Source organism: Agrobacterium sp. rho-13.3 (assembly GCF_033957765.2).
Lineage (GTDB): Bacteria > Pseudomonadota > Alphaproteobacteria > Rhizobiales > Rhizobiaceae > Agrobacterium.
In genome coordinates this window covers 1429898-1448645 of record NZ_CP192774.1, presented here as the reverse complement: position 1 = coordinate 1448645, position 18748 = coordinate 1429898, and the positions used below count along the sequence as shown (strand labels likewise).

Genomic DNA, 18748 nt, shown 5'->3' with positions numbered 1-18748 from the left:
TGTAGTTGAGGCGAAAACGACATGATGGATTTCGATACCGCACGCGCCAAGATGGTGGATAGCCAGTTGCGCACGACTGATGTGACATCGCACTCGGTGCTGAATGCATTTTGGGCGGTGCCACGTGAGGCATTTGTGCCAGCCGGTGTAAAGCAGATTGCCTATGCGGACGAGGATTTGCAGATCTGTCCGGCAAAGGACGGGCGCCCAGCCCGTTACATCATGAAGGCTTCGCCGCTGGCCAAGCTTATTCAGCTGGCAGCCATCACCAAAGAAGACGTCGTCCTCGAAATCGGTGGCGGCAGCGGTTATGTGTCGGCCATTCTTTCCGAACTGGCGGCATCTGTCGTGTCTGTTGAATCGGATGAAGAGCTGGCTGCAAGCGCCACGGAAACGCTGTCGGCGCTCGGTTACAGCAATGTGGCAACCGTCAGCGGCGATCTGCAAAAGGGCTATGCGGGCGAAGCGCCTTATGACCTGATTTTCATCAACGGTTCGGTTGAAGACGTTCCAGCCGTCGTGCTGGATCAGCTGAGCGATGGCGGACGCCTTGTTGCGGTTGTCGGTTACGGCAATTCGGCCAAGGCAACGGTGTATCGCCGCGATGGCAAGGGCACGTCGTCCACACCGTTCTTCAATGCGTCGGTAAAGCCTGTTCCGGGTTTTGCGAAAGCCAGCGAATTCGTCTTCTGATCCCCTTACGGATTTGAATGCTCAAAAAATGCCGGGCCGGCTTTCGCGGGTCCGGCATTTTATTTTGGTTTTCAGAGAAATCTGAAATAAAGCTGTGCAACAAGCAACTTACTGCAAATGCACGGATTCATTTCTACCCATGGGTGCCCTACACTGACTGTGATTCGGAGCCGTGAGTTTTGCTCCGCTCCATCTTGAATGTGGAAACCGGGGACAAAAATGGCTCAGCAAAGTGTCGCGCGCGAACCATCCATGGAAGAAATTCTCGCATCGATCCGCCGGATCATCGAGAGCAACGAGCCTGTGACCTCCGATTCGTTCTCGGCGCAATTGCCTCCTGTTTATGATGAGGATGACGAAAACACCGGCGCATCCTTTGCCGCAGAACTGGCCAGCCCACCGGCGCATGTGCCTCCTGCCGCAAACCAGGGTTATGGTGCGCGCCAGCAGTCTGATTTTCCAGCCCTTCCTGAGCGGACGGATTCCACTGCGGCGGAAAAGACCATGTCTCTTGCCGATGTTGCCGCCCGCGTGCGCGCCGCAGCCGATCGCAATGCATCTCTTGGTCCACAGGGTTACGGGGTCCAGCGCCCTGTGGAGCAGCCTGTCGTTTCGCAAGCGCCGTTTCAGCAGGAGCGTCCTGTCGCTCCGCAGCGGCCAGCCGATATACGCCCGTTGCTGAATGCGGCACCGCCTGCGCCTGTTCGCCCGCAACCCGATTTTACGCAGATTTTGGCGCGCCCGGTTGAGCCGCAGCCATTGCCTGCGTGGGACAATCTGGCGCTTCGCGGTGCTGTGGAGCCTGAAGTGCCCGCGACCGCACAGCCGGAAATCGTGGCCGAGCAGCCAGTTGCCCCGGCGCCAGCGCCGGAAAGACAGCCTGAAGAAAGCGCTTTGTCGCTCAACCTGATTTCCGCTGCGGCGGGTGCGCAGATTGCGCGTTCCTTCGGTGAGCTTTCCGAAATGTTCGATGGTGTGGAACGCCCATCGGTCGAGCAGATGGCACAGGATATGTTGCGCCCGATGTTGCAGGACTGGCTGGAAGACAACCTTCCAACACTGGTTGAGCGACTGGTTCGCGAAGAAATCGAACGAGTGGCACGCGGTTCGCGTCGTTAACAGCACAAAATCAACGAAAAGCCGCTCCGAATGTTGGGGCGGCTTTTTTTGTTTGCTAACCTTTGCCGTTGAATTATCCTGTTGCTGTTGACTCTCAACCGCCCATCCTTAATTAAAAAATCCAACATACAGCGCGTCGCGATCTTTGATTTGAGCTATGCGTTGTAGATTCTTTTGGTTGCCGCATGTCGTTATCGCAAAACCGCTGCTTGTTTTGTGAGACATGCTTCAGAACTCTAAAATTCAGGTCATAAAATGCTCGAAAAGACCTACGATTCCGCATCCGTTGAACCGAAAATCGCCAAGGCTTGGGATGACGCCAATGCGTTTCGCGCTGGCGCGAACGCCAAGCCTGGCGCGGAAACGTTTACAATCGTAATTCCACCGCCAAACGTTACCGGCTCCCTGCACATGGGACACGCGCTGAACAACACGCTTCAGGACGTGATGGTGCGTTTTGAGCGTATGCGCGGCAAGGACGTGTTGTGGCAGCCGGGCATGGACCATGCGGGCATTGCCACGCAGATGGTTGTCGAGCGCAAGCTGATGGAACAGCAGCTGCCGGGCCGTCGCGAGATGGGCCGCGAAGCGTTTGTCGAAAAAATCTGGGAGTGGAAAGAAGAGTCCGGCGGGCTGATCTTCAACCAGTTGAAGCGCCTTGGCGCGTCCTGCGATTGGTCTCGTGAACGCTTCACCATGGATGAGGGGCTTTCCGAAGCGGTTCTTGAAGTCTTCGTCACGCTCTACAAGCAGGGTCTGATCTACAAGGATATGCGTCTCGTCAACTGGGACCCCAAGCTGCTGACGGCCATTTCCGATATGGAAGTGGAGCAGTTGGAGGTGAAGGGCAACCTTTGGCACTTCCGCTATCCGCTCGAAAAGGGCGTGACCTATCAATATCCGGTTGCCTTCGATGAGGATGGCAAGGCCACCGAATTCGAAACACGCGATTACATCGTGGTTGCAACGACGCGTCCGGAAACCATGCTGGGCGATACCGGCATTGCGGTGAACCCGGATGATGAGCGCTACAAGGGCATTGTCGGCAAGCATGTCATTCTGCCGATTGTTGGTCGCAGGATTCCGATTGTTGCCGATAGCTACGCCGATCCGACTGCCGGAACGGGCGCCGTAAAAATCACGCCAGCGCATGACTTTAACGACTTTGAAGTCGGCAAGCGTGCGGGTCTGCGCGCCATCAACATTTTGAACGTCGATGCCACGGTTACGATCAAGGACAACGAGGACTTCCTCGAAGGTCTTGACCATCCGGCAGCGCTGCATGGCGCATGGGACCGTCTGGAAGGGCAGGACCGTTTCACCGCCCGCAAGATCATCGTCGAAATCTTCGAAGAAGCAGGGCTTCTCGACAAGATAGAGCCGCACAAGCACATGGTGCCACATGGCGACCGTGGCGGCGTGCCGATCGAACCCCGCATGACCGAACAGTGGTGGGTGGATAACAAGACCCTCGCGAAGCCCGCAATTGCTTCGGTACGCGAAGGTCGCACGAATTTCGTGCCGAAGAACTGGGAAAACACCTACTTCCAATGGATGGAAAACATCCAGCCGTGGTGCATTTCACGACAGCTGTGGTGGGGTCACCAGATTCCGGCATGGTATGGCCCGGACGGACAGGTTTTCGTTGAGAAGACTGAAGAAGAAGCGCTCAATGCTGCCATTCAGCATTATATTTCTCACGAAGGTCCGTGGAAGGCGTGGGTTGAAGAGAAGCTTGAAAACTTCAAGCCGGACGAAATTCTGACCCGTGACGAGGACGTTCTCGATACCTGGTTCTCTTCTGCGCTGTGGCCATTCTCCACGCTTGGCTGGCCGGAAAAGACGCCCGAGCTTGCGCGTTATTACCCAACGAATGTTCTGGTGACAGGCTTCGACATCATTCCATTCTGGGTCGTTCGCATGATGCAGATGGGCCTTCATTTTATGAAGGACGATGCGGGACATCCGGTGGAGCCATTCCACACGATTTATATCCATGCGCTGGTTCGCGACAAGAACGGCCAGAAGATGTCGAAGTCCAAGGGCAACGTCATCGATCCGCTGGATTTGATCGATGAATATGGCGCGGATGCCTTGCGCTTTACGCTGGCCATCATGGCGGCGCAGGGGCGTGACGTGAAGCTCGATCCGGCACGCATCGCCGGTTATCGCAACTTCGGCACCAAGCTGTGGAATGCGACGCGTTTTGCCGAAATGAACGGCGTGAAGCGTGATCCGCATTTCATTCCGGAAACGGCGACGCTGACGATCAACCGCTGGATTTTGACGGAACTTGCCAACGCGACAAAGGACGTGACCACCGCGATTGAGAATTACCGTTTCAACGATGCGGCAAGCTCGCTGTATCGCTTCGTCTGGAACCAGGTTTGCGATTGGTATCTGGAACTGTTGAAGCCGGTCTTCAGCGGTGACGACGACGTTGCCAAGACAGAGGCGCAGGCTTGTGTCGCTTACGTTCTGGAGGAAATCTACAAGCTGCTGCATCCGTTCATGCCATTCATGACGGAAGAGCTGTGGGAACTGACGGCAGGCGAGGGCGAAAGCCGCGACGATCTGCTGTGCCACACGGATTGGCCGGTGCCGCAGTTCCGGGATGATGCAGCCGCTGCTGAAATCAACTGGCTGGTAGACCTCGTCTCCGGCATTCGGTCCACCCGTTCAGAAATGAACGTGCCGCCGGGTGCGACAGCACCGCTCGTGATTGTTGGGGCAAATCCAGTGACGGAATCGCGTCTCGACCGTCACTCGGCGGCGATCCGTCGTCTTGCGCGTGCGGATGAGATTTTGGCGGCCGACGCTGCACCGAAGGGTTCGGCCCAGCTCGTTTTGGGTGAAGCAACCGTGTGCATTCCGCTTGGCAAGCTGATCGATGTCGCTGCTGAAAAGGCACGTCTTGAAAAGGCTATCGGCAAGGCGGATGCGGAGATGGAACGGATCGACAAGAAGCTTTCGAACGAAAAATTCGTTTCGAACGCGGATCCAGACGTCGTTGCCGCCGACCGCGAGCGCAAGGCCGAACTTGAAGTGCAAATCAAGAGCCTTAAAACCGCTTTGCACCGGGTCAACGAGGCTGGCTGATCACGGCCCCCAAAAACTGCTTTTCACAAAGGCGCTCCTCGTTTGAGGGGCGCTTTTTTTCATTGATCGCACCCGTTTAGGCGAAGGATGAAATATACAGAATCGTCATAAAAGATTCTCGGCGTGAAAAAACCTGATCGCCTTTGAATTGAGGGAAATTGGCGCAACCGCGGCTTTTGTGTGCGAAAATTGTGGATGTTGTCACTCGGTTACAGTTTGCACGAGGATTGATATATCATTCTACTGCCGGAGGGATTAATCCGTATTCATTAGAATAATTATCCCGCTTGTCGCGCTCGAACCACGTTTATCGAACTTTCACGTAAATATTTGATGCATTGCAAAAAACTTCTCTGCGCCTGCGGCAGATTGTCTTTTATTTCAAAGCATTGCACCTTCGCGGCACGATGTTGCCTTGATTGGGGAGAGAGATGGCAAAACAGAAATTTGTAGTCAGCGGCGCCCTGTGCCTTGCTGTCAGTATCACGTCCGTCGCACCGGCTTTTGCGGGCGGTCTGGAGCGTGGTGGGTATAATATCGATCTTTTGTTCGATAACTCCAGATTCGCAGCTGAATCGGCAGCGACGTTTGTTGCGCCTCAGCGGAAGTTGAAGAATGCGACTGGTGCATTTCCAGGTTCCTCTACTGCGGACGACAGCGAAAATTATTGGGTTCCCAGAATAGGGATTAAAGCGGGCTTCGGCGATGCCGTTGATTGTATGGCTGATTACTCACAGCCTTGGGGAGCTCACACTAAGCCAGGCAACACTTGGGCAGGGCGCGGTGAAAACATTGAGACCAAGGTGGAGAGCGATAACTATGCTCTCACCTGCTCTTACAAGTTCGATGTTGGTCCGGGCAAGTTGCGCTTTATCGGGGGCGGCTTCTATCAGGAACTGTCGGGCTTCAAGGAACGTCAAGTCATACCAGCCGGCGCGGGAATTCCCGGCGGCAATGGTGTCGGCCGTCTTGACTTGAAGGGCGATGGCTGGGGATGGCGTGCTGGTGCGGCATACGAGATTCCAGAATATGCCTTAAGAGCGAGTCTGGTTTATAACAGCGCTGTCAAACTGGACGATATCACTGGAACTCTGAACCTCTCGCAAGTGAATGGTGTGGTTATCCCAGTCCATGGCTCGCAGGATATGCCGGACTCTTTAGAGTTCAAGTTCCAGACCGGTATCGCTCCTGGTTGGTTGGCTCTCGGATCGGTCAAGTGGACGGATTGGAGTCAATTTTCCACAATTCCGTTTTGCTCGACAAGTGTATCGTCTTGTACACCTCTCACTCAGGCAACATCTCTTGATTTAGGTTACCGCGATGGCTGGACTGTGTCCGGTGGTGTTGGTCACAAGTTCAATGATCAATGGAGTGGTGCAGTGACTGTGACTTGGGATCGTGGAACCTCTCAGGGCTTTGGTACGCAGACAGACACCTGGACATTGGGTGCTGGCGTACAGCACGCAGTGACAGAAAACATCGAGTTGCGCTTGGCAGGTGCCATTGGCTTGTTGACGAGCGGTAGTTCACGTCCGACGACCATGAATGGCGTTACTTTAGGCAATGGCGTTTCTTATGATTTCGGTAACGATATTGTCGCAGCGGTTTCTACGTCTTTAAAAGTAAAGTTTTAACCCTGATTGAAGTGAATTCCAACCCGGCCTTTCGAGGCCGGGTTTTTTGTTGCCCATCTGCAATATTGTGACGATTTGGCAACATATTTCTGCAACCTTCGCGTTGCGTAAGAATGCGGGCATATTTGTCCATTTCCCGCCACAAACAAGTTGCTTGTTGGTCTACAGAGACGCGGGACATGGAAGAATATGCAGGCTTCGAAAGTGGTTCTGCGGAAGTGGTCAAAGTGAAAACAGGTGTGGATTCAGGGTCTAAGCAAGTAGAAGCGGGTATCGAAATCCTGGTCTTGCTTGGCAGAATCCGCAAGGCGGTCAAACGCCGTTATATTGCCGGAAACGGTTCTTATATCTGTTGTCATGCAAATACTGATTTACCGCCGCAAATGATCACTGGCAGCACGATGAGAAGTGCGGCTGGAAAGACGCAGTGTGTTTGAAAATCGCGGCCCGGCGTGAATAGGCTTTGCAGTATTGCGTAAGTATTCGCTATACGCCGGGAAGAGTGAGAGAAGTTCGTTGAAATGCTGAAATGTGACATCAACGTTTTGAAACCGCTGTATTTTGGGCTTCTGCTGGCGTCGCTTGCATTGCCCGCGGCGGCTTTCGATATCAATTCGGGCGTGACCAAGGAATCCGGTCCCTTCGACCTGTTCAAGTTCGGCTTCAAGTCGTACAAGAACGGCAAGAAGGACGATGCTGTCGAGGCCTATCGTTACGCTGCCGAAAAGGGTCACACCGGCTCTCGCTGGGCACTTGCCAATATGTATGCCTTTGGCGATGGGGTGACCAAAAACGACTTTGAAGCTTTCAAGATTTATAGCGAAATTGCCAGCCAGGGCGTGGAGCCGGGCTCCGAAGACACAGGCTTCTTCGTCAACGCTCTTTTGTCGCTTGCCGACTACTATCGTCACGGCATTCCCGGCAGCCCTGTGAAGACCGATCTCTCGCAGGCCCGCCAGTTGTATTTTCAGGTTGCATCCACCTTCGGGGTTGCGGAAGCGCAGTTTGAACTCGCACAGATGATCTTGGCGGGTGAGGGCGGTCGCGCAGATGCGCAGCAGGCCAAGAAGTGGCTGAACCAGGCCCGCAAGCACGGCCATGCCGGTGCCATGTCGATTTTCGGAAATCTTCTGTTTCAGGAAGGCCAGACCGTTCGCGGGCTGGCGTTCATGACGGCCGCATTGGACAAATGCGCGGCGTCCAACTGCAAGTGGATACAGTCCTTGCAGGAACAGGCTTTCTCTGTGGCAGCAGAAGATGACCGCCGCGTTGCGATCTCGCTTGCCCAGAATATCGCCGCTGGCGATGTGGATTGATTGATTAGGGGCAGTCTCTCTCACACTCCGTCACCCCGGACTTGATCCGGGGTCCAGTGCGATCAAGTCCTTGATCGCAAAAGAGTCCTTGCACCGCAGACGCGGCGCTGCTGGATACCGGATCAAGTCCGGTATGACGGAATAAAGATACTCAGTGATTTGTTATTGCCCTGATTCTCAAGACACCGGCTGGAAATCGAAATAACCGCAGACCGGAACGTGGTCAGACGGTTTTTCCCATGCGCGGACGTGTTTCTCTATCGACACCGATTGCAGCCTGTCAGCGGCCTCTGAGGACAGCAGGAGGTGGTCGATGCGGATGCCGTTGTTTTTCGGCCATGCGCCGGCCTGATAATCCCAGAACGTATAAAGTCCCGCCGCATCTGATGTCATGCGGGTTGCTTCGGTCAGGCCGAGATGTTCCAGCTTGCGGAAGGCTGCGCGGGTTTGCGGCAGAAAAAGTGCATCGCCTTCCCAGACTTTCGGGTCGTGGCAATCGAACGGTTCTGGAATGACGTTGTAGTCGCCCGCCAGAATGAGCGGCTCCTCCAGAAGAAGTCGATCTTCCGCGAAACGGCGCAAGCGCTCCATCCATGCCAGCTTATAGGGGTATTTGACCGGATCATCCGGCGGGTTGCCGTTGGGCAGGTACAGCGAGCAGACGCGGATGACGCCGCCGTTTACCGAGAAGACGCCTTCGATGAAGCGGGCTTGCTCGTCTGCGTCATCGCCCGGCAGGCCGCGATTGACCTCATCGGGTTTTGATTTCGAGAGAAGGGCAACGCCGTTGAAGCCTTTTTGGCCGTGAGTTTCGACGTGATAACCGAGCGCCTCGATTTCCAGACGGGGAAAACCTTCGTCGACGGATTTGATTTCCTGAAGGCAGGCGATATCCGGGCTCGAATCCTTCAGCCATTGGCAAAGGTTTTCGATGCGGGCTTTGACGCCGTTGATGTTCCAGGTGGCAATCTTCATCGGACATTCCATTTTTTGATGGAATTCGTTTTAAACGATGCGCACACGAATGCCACCCGTTTTCGCTGTTTCAACAGGCGGAATGAAAGGTGTGCCTAGATTGAAAAGCTGGTGCCGCAGCCGCAGCTTGCCACTGCGTTCGGATTTTTGATCTGGAAGGACTGCCCGAGCAGATTGTCGACAAAGTCGATTTCCGATCCTGCCATATAAACCACCGACATGCTGTCGATCAGTACCTTGGCATCGCCACGGGAAATCACGAGATCATCGTCGCTGGCGACGCCGTCGAAATCGAACTTGTAGGAAAAGCCGGAGCAACCGCCACCTTCCACGGAAACGCGAAGCGCCTCCTTGCCGTCCTCGGCGGAAACGATCTGGGCGATTCGTTTTGCGGCGGATTCTGAAAGCGTAATGTCTGTCGTCATTTGTTTTCTCCAACCGGGGTCAAGAACCGGAGAGCGATGTTTTGTGTAAAGTCCATTATAAACCAGTCAAATTCACGGTCTATAGCCTTGTTGCACCGCGATGACACTTTGCGGCAACCTTCGGGATAGGTATGAAGGGTAGATGAAAAGGTCAATGGGCAGACCACACGATAAAGCTTAGCAGGATATGGAATGATAATCGATCAGCGCGCATTGGGTTTCGGAAGCGGAGAGAGGGCGGTCTATGCCACCGATCCATGGACGACACGCGGACGGTTGTTTCCAGAGCCATCCAGCCTGACCCGGTCCGATTTTCAGCGCGACCGTGACCGCATTGTCCACACCACGGCCTTCCGCCGGTTGAAGCACAAGACCCAGGTGTTCATCAGCCCGGATGGCGACCATTATCGCACCCGGCTGACGCATACGGTGGAGGTGGCGCAGATTGCCCGTGCCCTGGCGCGTGCGCTGAAGCTGGATGAGGATTTGGCAGAAGGCGTGGCGCTGGTTCACGACTTTGGCCACACCCCGTTTGGCCATACGGGTGAGGACGCGCTGGACGAGATGTTGAAGCCCTATGGCGGCTTTGACCACAACGCGCAGTCGCTGCGGATCGTCACCAAGCTGGAGCGCCGCTACGCCGAATATGACGGCATCAACCTGACATGGGAAACGCTGGAAGGTCTGGTGAAGCACAACGGGCCGCTGATGGATAAAAGCGGGCAGGGAACGCACGGACCGGTGCCTTTGCCGATCCTCGAATATTGCCAGTTGCAGGATCTGGAAATCGACACCTTTGCCAGCCTTGAAGCGCAGGTTGCGGCGATTGCCGATGATATTGCCTATAATACGCATGACATCGACGATGGTTTGCGCGCCGGTTATCTGACCTTCGATATGCTGGAAGAAGTGCCTTTTCTCAGCGGGTTGATGGCCGAAGTGCGGGTGAAATATCCCAAGCTTGAAGACGACCGTTTCGCTCACGAAATCATGCGCCGCCAGATTACCCGCATGGTGGAGGATGTGATTGGCGTTGCGCAGCAGAATCTTGGCCAACTGAAACCGAAATCTGCAGCGGATATCCGCTTGGCCGATCACACCGTTGCGACGTTTTCGCCTGACATGGCGCAGACTGATAAGCAGATCAAGAAGCTGTTGTTTGGCCATATCTACCGCCATGCGGAGATCATGCGTATTCGGGCAGGGGCGACGCAGATCGTGACCGATCTTTTCCACCGCTATATGGAGGCGCCTGCGGAAATGCAAAGCCACCACTGGGTGGACAGCATTTCCGGCATGAGCGAAGCCGCAAAGGCCCGCCATGTGGGGGATTATCTGGCCGGTATGACGGACAGTTATGCACTGAAGGCGCATCAGCGTCTGTTTGACCATACACCGGATTTGCGATAGGCAGCGACCGCGAAACCGATACCCGGATTGCCCGGACTTAAAAACAAAGCCTTTCGCGCAGGTATATGATTATGAACCTTTTTGCCGATTTCGACACCAGAATCAAAAACGCGCTTGAGACGATTGATCTCGTCAAAGCCAATCGCGATGCGGTGGATTTCGGCCGAATCACCGTGGAAGCGCCACGCGATGCCAGCCATGGCGATGTCGCGACCAATGCTGCCATGGTGCTGGCAAAGCCGCTTGGCACCAATCCACGCGCTCTTGCGGAACTCATCGTTCCGGCGCTGGAGCAGGACGAGGATGTGGACAGCGTGAATGTTGCCGGTCCCGGCTTCATCAATATCCGCGTTTCGGTGGCTTACTGGCAGCGCCTGCTGGCCAACATGATCAGCCAGGGCACGAATTACGGTCGCTCGACTTTGGGCGATGGCAAGAAAATCAACGTCGAGTATGTCTCCGCTAACCCCACGGGGCCGATGCATGTCGGCCATTGCCGTGGTGCGGTGGTGGGCGACACGCTGGCGAATGTTCTGTCGTTTGCCGGATATGAGGTGACGAAGGAATATTACATCAACGATGCCGGTTCGCAGATCGACGTGCTGGCACGGTCGGTTTTCCTGCGTTACCGCGAGGCATTGGGCGAAGAGGTTGGCGCTATTCCGCCCGGCTTCTATCCCGGCGATTATCTGGTGCCTGTCGGCCAGGCGCTGGCAGATGAATTCGGCATCAAGCTGCGCACCATGCCGGAAGAGCAGTGGCTGCCTATCGTCAAGGACAAGTCCATCGCTGCGATGATGGTGATGATCCGCGAAGATCTGGCGGCTCTTAACGTCAAGCATGACGTCTTCTTCTCCGAGCGCACGTTGCATGACGGCAATGCCGAGCCAATTTTGTCTGCCATCAACGACCTGACCTTCAAGGGCCACGTCTACAAGGGCACGCTGCCGCCACCGAAGGGCGAATTGCCCGATGACTGGGAAGACCGCGAACAGACGCTGTTCCGCTCCACCGAGGTCGGTGACGATATGGACCGCGCCTTGATGAAGTCTGATGGCTCCTACACCTATTTCGCGGCTGACGTTGCCTACTTCAAGGATAAGTTCGACCGCGGCTTCAGCGAGATGATCTACGTTCTCGGTGCCGACCATGGCGGCTATGTGAAGCGCCTGGAAGCGGTTGCGCGTGCAGTTTCCGAAGGCAATTCTAAACTCACGGTTTTACTCTGCCAGCTGGTCAAGCTGTTCCGCGATGGCGAACCGGTGAAGATGTCGAAACGCTCTGGCGATTTTGTCACATTGCGGGACGTTGTGGATGAAGTTGGCCGTGACCCGGTGCGCTTCATGATGCTCTATCGGAAGAATTCCGAGCCGTTGGACTTCGATTTTGCCAAGGTCACGGAGCAATCGAAGGATAATCCGGTATTTTATGTGCAGTATGCACATGCCCGCTGCAAGTCTGTCTTCCGGCAGGCAAAAGAGGCGTTTTCAGACCTTGCTGTCACCGATGAAGACTTCGCATCCTCTGTCAATTTGATTAGCGATGTCAATGAGTTGCAGTTGATTGCCAAGCTGGCTGAATACCCGCGTCTGATCGAATCCGCAGCCGCCAATCACGAGCCGCATCGCCTTGCATTTTACCTGTATGATTTGGCCAGTTCCTTCCATGGACACTGGAATAAGGGTAAAGATCAATCTGAATTACGTTTTGTTAACGATAAAAACCGACAATTGACCGTTGCCAGACTTGGGCTGGTGAATGCTGTCGCAAATGTATTGAAGTCCGGTTTGACGCTTTTGGGAGCGGACGCACCTGACGAGATGCGATAACATATCACCATTATTTGCTCACAATACGCTGGCAAGAGCTGTGATGCGTAGATGGTGGAACACGTAATGGTCGAAAAAAATGTCGCGTATAACCGGGACAACCGGTCCGAAGAATTCGCTGACAACGATCCTTTGGCGCAATTGGCGCGTCTTGTTGGGCAAGAGGATCGTCCCGCCCACGTTGCCCCGCCGGCTGCGCAGCAATCGGTGGAGCGCCGGGAGCCTGAATTTAATCTCGAAGACGAGTTGCTTCGCGAGTTTGCGATCTATGATGCGCCGCGCTACGAGCCGGTTGCTCTTGATCCGGCAAACGATGTGCGTTCTCCCGTTCCGGCGGGCGAATTCATGCAGAGGGTCGAATCGGTGTTTGCACGCCGCGAGCCGGAGATTGCCCCGGTGGAGCAATATGCGCCCGTCGCCACCGAAGAATATCTGGTTGCCGAACACGCTTCGGAAAGTTTTGCTTCCTCACACCTGCGTGACGAGTTCAGCGACGACCCTGAGTCCGTTGCCGCGCTGTTCGACGTTGCCCACCGCCAGGGTGTGCAGCAGCCACAGGAGCCGGTCTATCAGCCAGCACCAGAGCCTGTTTACGCCGAGCCAGTCGCTTACGCGCCGGAGCCTGTTCACCAGTATGAACCTGAGCCGGTTGCATCCTATGCGGTGAACGACGCACCTGCGCCGCAGGACTACGCTCCCGTCGCAGCCTATGAGCCGAATTTCGAGCACATGGCAGAAACCTCCGGCGAAGTGGCAATCGATCTTGCCAGTGAACTGGAAATGTCTGTGGCGGAAGAGCCTGTCGCGCCTGTTCAGTCGTCAGCGCCCATCGCCCGCCGTTCTTCGCTGGATTATTCCAGCCTGCGTCTGCCGCTGGCAAATTTCGGTGCGCCGCGCCCGACACCGGTAGCGCCAGCGCCTGTTGAGGCAGCGGTTGCCGTTCAGGCTCCCGTCATCGCTGCGCCTTACATGGAAGCACCTGCAAACCATGTTGAGCCTGCCGCTCCTGTCGGACAGACGCTGTCCGCGATGGACGAGCTGATTTATGACGTTGCGAAATATGAGATCAGCAACAAGGATGTGAAGGCTGCGACACCCGTTGCGCGGATGGAGCCAGTCATCGCCGTTGCGCCGCCAGTTGTTGCGGCCCCTGTGGCTGCTCGTGCCGAGCCTGCCTTCGAGCCTAAGGCAACGAAGTCTGAACCGGACCTTGGCGACTTCGCCGGGTTCCAGGACGATGATTTCGAGCTTGCTCTCGACGATATCGACTTCGATATCGACCTGTCGGAAATCGCCAATATCGATGTGGCATCTGCGCCTGCACCGGTTGCTCTAGCACCGATTGCTCCGGCACCTGTTCCGCCGAAGCCGGTGGTAGCACCTGTTGCCGTTGCACCAGCACCGGTCACGGCGCGTCCGCAGCAGCCGGTTGTTGCGCCACCTGTCGTTCGTCAGGAAGCACCGCGCCCTGCTGCACCCGTGATTGTGGCTCCGCCAGCGACGCTGGAAAGCCTGCCGTTCGACCCGTCGCAGATTGGCGAAACGGAAGACCAGCCTGAAACCATTACCGAGATGGAAGTGCCGGAACTGCCGGTTGGCGTTTTTGAGCCAAAGCCAGCGCCGCGCCGTCACGAAGAAGATCTGGATATCGATACCGAACTGGCATCGCTGTTTGCGCCTGCCGTGTCCGGTGGCCTTGATCGTCACAAAAATGCACCCGCCGCCCGTCAGCCTGAGCCGACGAAGGATGAGGTGGATGAGTTCGAGCGCGCTCTGGAGCAGGATTTCCGTCGCAGTATGCAGGAAGCCGCCGAGACGCGTGCGTCTGGCGAGAGAATCGCACCGACGAATATTTCGCAGCAGGTTCGCTACAGCGATGACGAGCGTGGCGGTGGCCGTCGCTGGGTCGTGCCGGTGGCCGCTGTTCTCGGTCTGGTGCTTGTCGGTGGTGGCGCTTACGCGCTGATGTTTGGCGGCTCTTCCGGGGCTGGATCAAACGGTGCGCCGGTCATCATCTCTGCCGATAGTGAGCCGACGAAGGTTGTGCCCGATAATCCGGGCGGCCGCGTGGTGCCAAATCAGGACAAGGCGGTTTATGACCGCGTTGCCGGTGGTGTGCCGGCCGATCCGAAGCAGCCTTCGCTGATTTCGACCAACGAGCAGCCTGTCGACGTCGTTCAGCGCACGCTCATCCCTGAGCAACTGCCGCTGGAAGGCGAAAACGAAGATATGGAAGCCGCGTCTTCGACGCCTGTGGGCGAGACGGAAGATCCACGTCTTCTCTCGCCGGACGAGCAGGCGCAGAAGACCGAAGCCAATGGCGGTTCGCCGGTCAACGTGTCGCCGCGCAAGGTTCGCACGATGATCGTCAAGCCTGACGGCACATTGGTGGCGCAGGAGGTTCCGGCCCCTGCCACGCAGGCACCGAAGGCTGACAAGGTCGAGGAGCTTGCCGCACCGCAAACGCGCCAGCCAGCCGAAACCGCACCGGCTGTGATTGCCGCGTCGCGTGTGCCGGTTGCTCCGACGCAGCCAACGCAGGCCCAGCCCCAGCTGCCCACACCGGCACCAGCGGTGGCCGCTGCCAAGCCAGCGCAGACGGCAGCACCCATGCCAGCCTCGCGCCCTGCGGCCCAGCCTGCCAACGTCACGGCGACTGTCACCAACCAGGGCAACGTGCGCCCGGCACCAGCTTCCCAGCCAGCGCAGGAAACGGCTGCTGCCCCGACGGCTGCGACCAATGCCTCTTCCACAGGTGGTTATTTCGTGCAGATCGCGTCGCTGCCAAGCCAGGCTGAAGCGCAGAAGTCCTACCAGAGCCTGTCTGCCAAGTTCGGCTCGGTGATCGGTGGACGCGGCGTGGACATCAAGGCGGCGGAAATTGCCGGCAAGGGCACGTTCTACCGCGTTCGCATCCCGGCTGGCGACAAGAACGAAGCCGCTGTGCTTTGCGAAAAGTTCCGCTCTGCCGGTGGTAGCTGCCTGATTGCTCGTTGATTGGAATAACCAAGATATCAAAGCCGGTGCGGGTTTCCCGTTCCGGCTTTGGTTTGTCAAAAACGTCTCACCAAGTTTTCCGTCATTCCGGCCTTGAGCCGGAATCCAGCAGCGTCGCGTCTGCGGCGCGAGAGAGTCTCCTTCGATCAACGACTTGATCGAACTGGATCCCGGATCAAGTCCGGGATGACGGAGTATTGGGGTGCGTCCGACTGTTCTCCTCATTCCTTTTCCATGCAGGATCGATCCATGACTGACATAAAAGCTATGATCCTTGGCTGTAGCGGCCTGACCCTCACGCCTGAAGAAATCGCGCTCTACAAGGCCGAACAGCCTTGGGGCTTTATTCTGTTTGGTCGCAACATTGGCGATGCGCTCCAGATTACTGACCTTGTGGCGTCCATGCGTGAGGCCGTGGGACGGCCTGATGCGCCTGTCATGATTGATCAGGAAGGCGGGCGTGTGCAGCGCATTCGTGCGCCTCTGTTGCAAGCCTATCCCAATGCGCAGGCGCTGGGCGAAATCTATCTGCGGGACAAGGCGCAGGGCCTGCGCGCCGCGTGGCTGATGTCGCGGCTTCATGCGTTCGACCTGATGACATTCGGTATCAACGTGGACTGCCTGCCGGTGCTGGACGTGCCGGTAGAAGGGGCCAGCAATGTTATCGGCAACCGCGCCTATGGTTTTGATCCGTTGCTGGTGGCTGACATGGGGCAGGCGGCAGCGGATGGTTTGAAAGCGGGTGGCATGTTGCCCGTGATGAAACATATGCCCGGCCACGGACGCGGCATGGTGGATTCCCACCATGAATTGCCGGTGGTGGATGTTCCGCTGGCAGACCTCGATGCGCATGATTTCGTGCCGTTCAAAGCCCTCAACAAAGAGCTGATGGCGATGAGTGCGCATCTGGTGTTTACCGCCATCGATGCCGAACGTCCGGCCACGACATCGCGCAAGGTGATCGATGAGATCATCCGTGGGACCATTGGTTTTGATGGGCTGCTGATCTCGGATGACAGCTCCATGAACGCCTTGAAGGGGACGCTTGGCGAACGCGCTGCCAATATTGTTGCGGGCGGCTGCGATATAGTCTTGCATTGCAATGGCGTGATGAGTGAAATGCTGGAGGTCGTGAAGGAGGTTCCCGTGCTTTCCGGCAAGGCTCTGGAACGTGTCCGTGCCGTGGAGGCCGGTTTTACTGCGGCTGATGGTGCGGATGAAGCGGCACTCAGAGACGAATTCAACGCCATGCTGACGGTTGCCTGACATGCAGCCGGGCAGGGCGATTTAAGCTCTTAATGCCCGGTGGATGAATAGATGGCGGCAGACAAATCGCGCGGCAGCGCGCCGATGGAAAAGCTCTGGGAAGATATAAAACCAGAGCGCGCCACCGGTGAAGCGGCATTCATGATTGACGTGGCGGGCTTTGAAGGTCCGCTCGATCTGTTGCTGCATCTTGCCCGCACGCAAAAGGTCGATCTTTCCCGCATTTCCGTGCTGGCGCTGGCCGAGCAATATCTGCACTTCGTCGACCAGGCCCGGCAGGTGCGTATCGAGCTTGCCGCCGACTATCTGGTGATGGCGGCGTGGCTGGCTTTCCTCAAGTCCAAGCTGCTCATTCCGCAACAAAGCAAGGATGAAGGCCCAAGCGGCGAGGAAATGGCCGCGACGCTGGCCTTCCGGTTGAAGCGGCTGGAGGCGATGCGGGATGCGGCGGAACGGCTCGTCAACCGGCATCATCTGGGCCGCGATATCTTCGCCCGGGGTGCGCCGGAACATATTCCGCACAAAAGCCGCTCGTCCTTTGAGGCGAGCCTTTATGATCTGCTGAGTGCCTATGCCACACTGCGCCAGCGGCAGGCCATTACGCAGGTGACGATCGAGCGGCGGCAGGTCTGGTCGCTGGTCGATGCACGTGAGCTGTTGACGTCGATGCTGGGTGATATCGGCGACTGGACGGCGCTGGATCGCTATCTCATGCAATATGTGGCGGACCCCGCCATGCGCGCGACGGCCATGGCGAGCGCCTTTGCCGCCTCGCTGGAACTGGTGCGGGAAGGATCGCTGGAAATCCGCCAGGATGGTGCTTTCCAGCCGCTTTTCATGCGCAAGGCTTCGCGTTCGAGCGAAAGGACGAATGATGTCGAGTGAACTGGACGCGGATGACGAGGTTGTATCGTTGACCGAAACCGTCGTTTCCGAACGGCTGTTGAAAGACGCCGAGCGGATTGCCGAAGCGCTGGTGTTTGCCTCCGCACAGCCGGTTGCCGAAAACTTCATCGCGGAGCGCCTGCCCAAAGGCGTGGATGTTGCGGCGCTGATGTGGACGCTGAAACTGGCGTATAACGACCGCGGCGTGAACCTCGTTCAAGTCGGCGGACATTGGGCGTTCAGAACGGCGGGTGATCTGTCCTTCGTCATTCGCACCGATGAGAAGGAGCCGAAGAAGCTCTCGAGAGCAGCGCTGGAAGTGCTGGCGATCATCGCTTACCACCAGCCTGTCACGCGTGCGGAAATCGAAGACATTCGTGGTGTGCAGACATCTCGCGGGACGCTGGATGTGCTGATGGAGGCAGGCTGGGTGCGGTTTCGCGGGCGCCGCCGCACGCCGGGTCGGCCTGTGACCATGGGTACGACCGTTGAATTCCTTGACCATTTTGGGCTGGAAGAGCTGCGTGACTTGCCGGGTCTGGATGAGTTGAAGGGGGCAGGGCTGTTGTCTGGCCGCATCCCATCCAACTTCGGCATTCCCATTCCGTCCATGAGCGATGAGCTTACGGAAGACGAGGATCCGATCACACAACTTGATCTGGAAGAGCTAGGGCTTTTGGCGCCAAGAGGCGACGAACCGGATGCGTGACCGCAAATCGGAGCGGGTATCACAAAGATTTGCTATTATTCGCTGTTTTCAGCACGTTCATGCTCCGTTTCGTTTGTTGAATAGCCATTTTGGTGTTTGAAAAAGCACAGCAAACGGCTTACATCGGTGCAAAGCAAAATTCAGGGAGTTTGCGTTATGGGTTCTTTTAGTGTGTGGCATTGGTTGATCGTTCTGGCGATCGTGCTCGTTCTTTTCGGTCGCGGTAAAATTCCAGAACTGATGGGCGATGTTGCAAAGGGCATCAAGAGCTTCAAGAAGGGCATTGCTGACGAAGACGGCACCACGCCGCCGCCAGCAGCAGACGCGAACACGACTGTCAATTCCAAGACGGTCGACCATAAGGCTGACGAGATCAAGTAATCGATCTTGC

15 protein-coding genes are annotated in these 18748 nt (G+C 56.6%); 13 read left to right on the top strand and 2 right to left on the bottom strand.

Annotated features, from left to right (window positions below; all coding sequences use genetic code 11):
* Positions 1 to 21 precede the first annotated feature (21 nt).
* The 6 genes from RMR16_RS07225 (at position 22) to exoR (ending at position 7861) form a co-directional block, all read left to right on the top strand.
* Positions 22 to 693, top strand: coding sequence for a protein-L-isoaspartate O-methyltransferase family protein (locus RMR16_RS07225; RefSeq protein ID WP_320201730.1), 672 nt, complete (start codon positions 22 to 24; stop codon positions 691 to 693).
* A gap of 219 nt (positions 694 to 912) precedes the next feature.
* Entirely contained in the window at positions 913 to 1812 is a 900-nt protein-coding gene (locus tag RMR16_RS07220) for a PopZ family protein (protein WP_320201731.1), read from the top strand.
* A gap of 255 nt (positions 1813 to 2067) precedes the next feature.
* Positions 2068 to 4911: a valine--tRNA ligase gene (locus RMR16_RS07215; RefSeq protein ID WP_320201732.1), complete on the top strand. Its 2844-nt coding sequence runs from the start codon at positions 2068 to 2070 to the stop codon at positions 4909 to 4911.
* 431 nt (positions 4912 to 5342) lie between these two features.
* Positions 5343 to 6545: an OmpP1/FadL family transporter gene (locus RMR16_RS07210; protein ID WP_432354554.1), complete on the top strand. Its 1203-nt coding sequence runs from the start codon at positions 5343 to 5345 to the stop codon at positions 6543 to 6545.
* A gap of 179 nt (positions 6546 to 6724) precedes the next feature.
* A complete protein-coding gene (locus RMR16_RS07205) occupies positions 6725 to 6982 on the top strand; it encodes a hypothetical protein (protein WP_320201556.1) in 258 nt (85 codons plus the stop codon).
* Positions 6983 to 7066: 84 nt separating this feature from the next.
* On the top strand, positions 7067 to 7861 hold the full coding sequence (gene exoR / locus RMR16_RS07200) for an exopolysaccharide production regulator ExoR (RefSeq protein ID WP_320201555.1): 795 nt from the start codon (positions 7067 to 7069) through the stop codon (positions 7859 to 7861).
* A 177-nt stretch (positions 7862 to 8038) separates the two neighbouring features.
* Here the strand turns inward: exoR and xth are convergent, their stop codons facing one another.
* Together xth and erpA are read right to left on the bottom strand one after the other, a co-directional pair.
* Positions 8039 to 8836 (bottom strand): exodeoxyribonuclease III, encoded by a 798-nt coding sequence (xth, locus tag RMR16_RS07195; protein ID WP_320201554.1) that lies wholly within the window; start codon positions 8834 to 8836, stop codon positions 8039 to 8041.
* Positions 8837 to 8931: 95 nt separating this feature from the next.
* Entirely contained in the window at positions 8932 to 9261 is a 330-nt protein-coding gene (erpA, locus tag RMR16_RS07190; RefSeq protein WP_320201553.1) for an iron-sulfur cluster insertion protein ErpA, read from the bottom strand.
* A 192-nt stretch (positions 9262 to 9453) separates the two neighbouring features.
* On the opposite strand from erpA, the gene RMR16_RS07185 reads away from it, so the two are divergent.
* The 7 genes from RMR16_RS07185 to RMR16_RS07155 all read left to right on the top strand — a co-directional run bounded on the left by RMR16_RS07185 (position 9454) and on the right by RMR16_RS07155 (position 18738).
* Positions 9454 to 10671, top strand: a complete 1218-nt coding sequence (locus RMR16_RS07185; RefSeq protein ID WP_320201552.1) for a deoxyguanosinetriphosphate triphosphohydrolase — start codon at positions 9454 to 9456, stop codon at positions 10669 to 10671.
* A gap of 71 nt (positions 10672 to 10742) precedes the next feature.
* Positions 10743 to 12500, top strand: a complete 1758-nt coding sequence (gene argS / locus RMR16_RS07180) for an arginine--tRNA ligase (RefSeq protein WP_320201551.1) — start codon at positions 10743 to 10745, stop codon at positions 12498 to 12500.
* Positions 12501 to 12566: 66 nt separating this feature from the next.
* A complete protein-coding gene (locus RMR16_RS07175) occupies positions 12567 to 15497 on the top strand; it encodes an SPOR domain-containing protein (RefSeq protein WP_320201550.1) in 2931 nt (976 codons plus the stop codon).
* 249 nt (positions 15498 to 15746) lie between these two features.
* Entirely contained in the window at positions 15747 to 16763 is a 1017-nt protein-coding gene (gene nagZ, locus RMR16_RS07170) for a beta-N-acetylhexosaminidase (RefSeq protein ID WP_320201549.1), read from the top strand.
* A 51-nt stretch (positions 16764 to 16814) separates the two neighbouring features.
* Positions 16815 to 17648 (top strand): segregation and condensation protein A, encoded by an 834-nt coding sequence (locus RMR16_RS07165; protein WP_320201548.1) that lies wholly within the window; start codon positions 16815 to 16817, stop codon positions 17646 to 17648.
* Positions 17638 to 18357, top strand: a complete 720-nt coding sequence (gene scpB / locus RMR16_RS07160) for an SMC-Scp complex subunit ScpB (protein WP_413786039.1) — start codon at positions 17638 to 17640, stop codon at positions 18355 to 18357. Before RMR16_RS07165 ends, scpB begins: the two co-directional genes overlap by 11 nt.
* A 156-nt stretch (positions 18358 to 18513) precedes the next feature.
* Positions 18514 to 18738, top strand: coding sequence for a twin-arginine translocase TatA/TatE family subunit (locus RMR16_RS07155; RefSeq protein ID WP_320201546.1), 225 nt, complete (start codon positions 18514 to 18516; stop codon positions 18736 to 18738).
* Positions 18739 to 18748 lie beyond the last annotated feature (10 nt).

Coding starts and splice junctions, on each gene's coding strand:
- RMR16_RS07165 (WP_320201548.1), top strand. CDS start 16,815: ATGGCGGCAGACAAATCGCGCGGCAGCGCGCCGATGGAAAAGCTCTGG.
- RMR16_RS07155 (WP_320201546.1), top strand. CDS start 18,514: ATGGGTTCTTTTAGTGTGTGGCATTGGTTGATCGTTCTGGCGATCGTG.
- RMR16_RS07185 (WP_320201552.1), top strand. CDS start 9,454: ATGATAATCGATCAGCGCGCATTGGGTTTCGGAAGCGGAGAGAGGGCG.
- RMR16_RS07205 (WP_320201556.1), top strand. CDS start 6,725: ATGGAAGAATATGCAGGCTTCGAAAGTGGTTCTGCGGAAGTGGTCAAA.
- exoR (WP_320201555.1), top strand. CDS start 7,067: ATGCTGAAATGTGACATCAACGTTTTGAAACCGCTGTATTTTGGGCTT.
- RMR16_RS07210 (WP_432354554.1), top strand. CDS start 5,343: ATGGCAAAACAGAAATTTGTAGTCAGCGGCGCCCTGTGCCTTGCTGTC.
- RMR16_RS07175 (WP_320201550.1), top strand. CDS start 12,567: ATGGTCGAAAAAAATGTCGCGTATAACCGGGACAACCGGTCCGAAGAA.
- RMR16_RS07215 (WP_320201732.1), top strand. CDS start 2,068: ATGCTCGAAAAGACCTACGATTCCGCATCCGTTGAACCGAAAATCGCC.
- argS (WP_320201551.1), top strand. CDS start 10,743: ATGAACCTTTTTGCCGATTTCGACACCAGAATCAAAAACGCGCTTGAG.
- nagZ (WP_320201549.1), top strand. CDS start 15,747: ATGACTGACATAAAAGCTATGATCCTTGGCTGTAGCGGCCTGACCCTC.
- erpA (WP_320201553.1), bottom strand. CDS start 9,261: ATGACGACAGACATTACGCTTTCAGAATCCGCCGCAAAACGAATCGCC.
- scpB (WP_413786039.1), top strand. CDS start 17,638: ATGTCGAGTGAACTGGACGCGGATGACGAGGTTGTATCGTTGACCGAA.
- xth (WP_320201554.1), bottom strand. CDS start 8,836: ATGAAGATTGCCACCTGGAACATCAACGGCGTCAAAGCCCGCATCGAA.
- RMR16_RS07225 (WP_320201730.1), top strand. CDS start 22: ATGATGGATTTCGATACCGCACGCGCCAAGATGGTGGATAGCCAGTTG.
- RMR16_RS07220 (WP_320201731.1), top strand. CDS start 913: ATGGCTCAGCAAAGTGTCGCGCGCGAACCATCCATGGAAGAAATTCTC.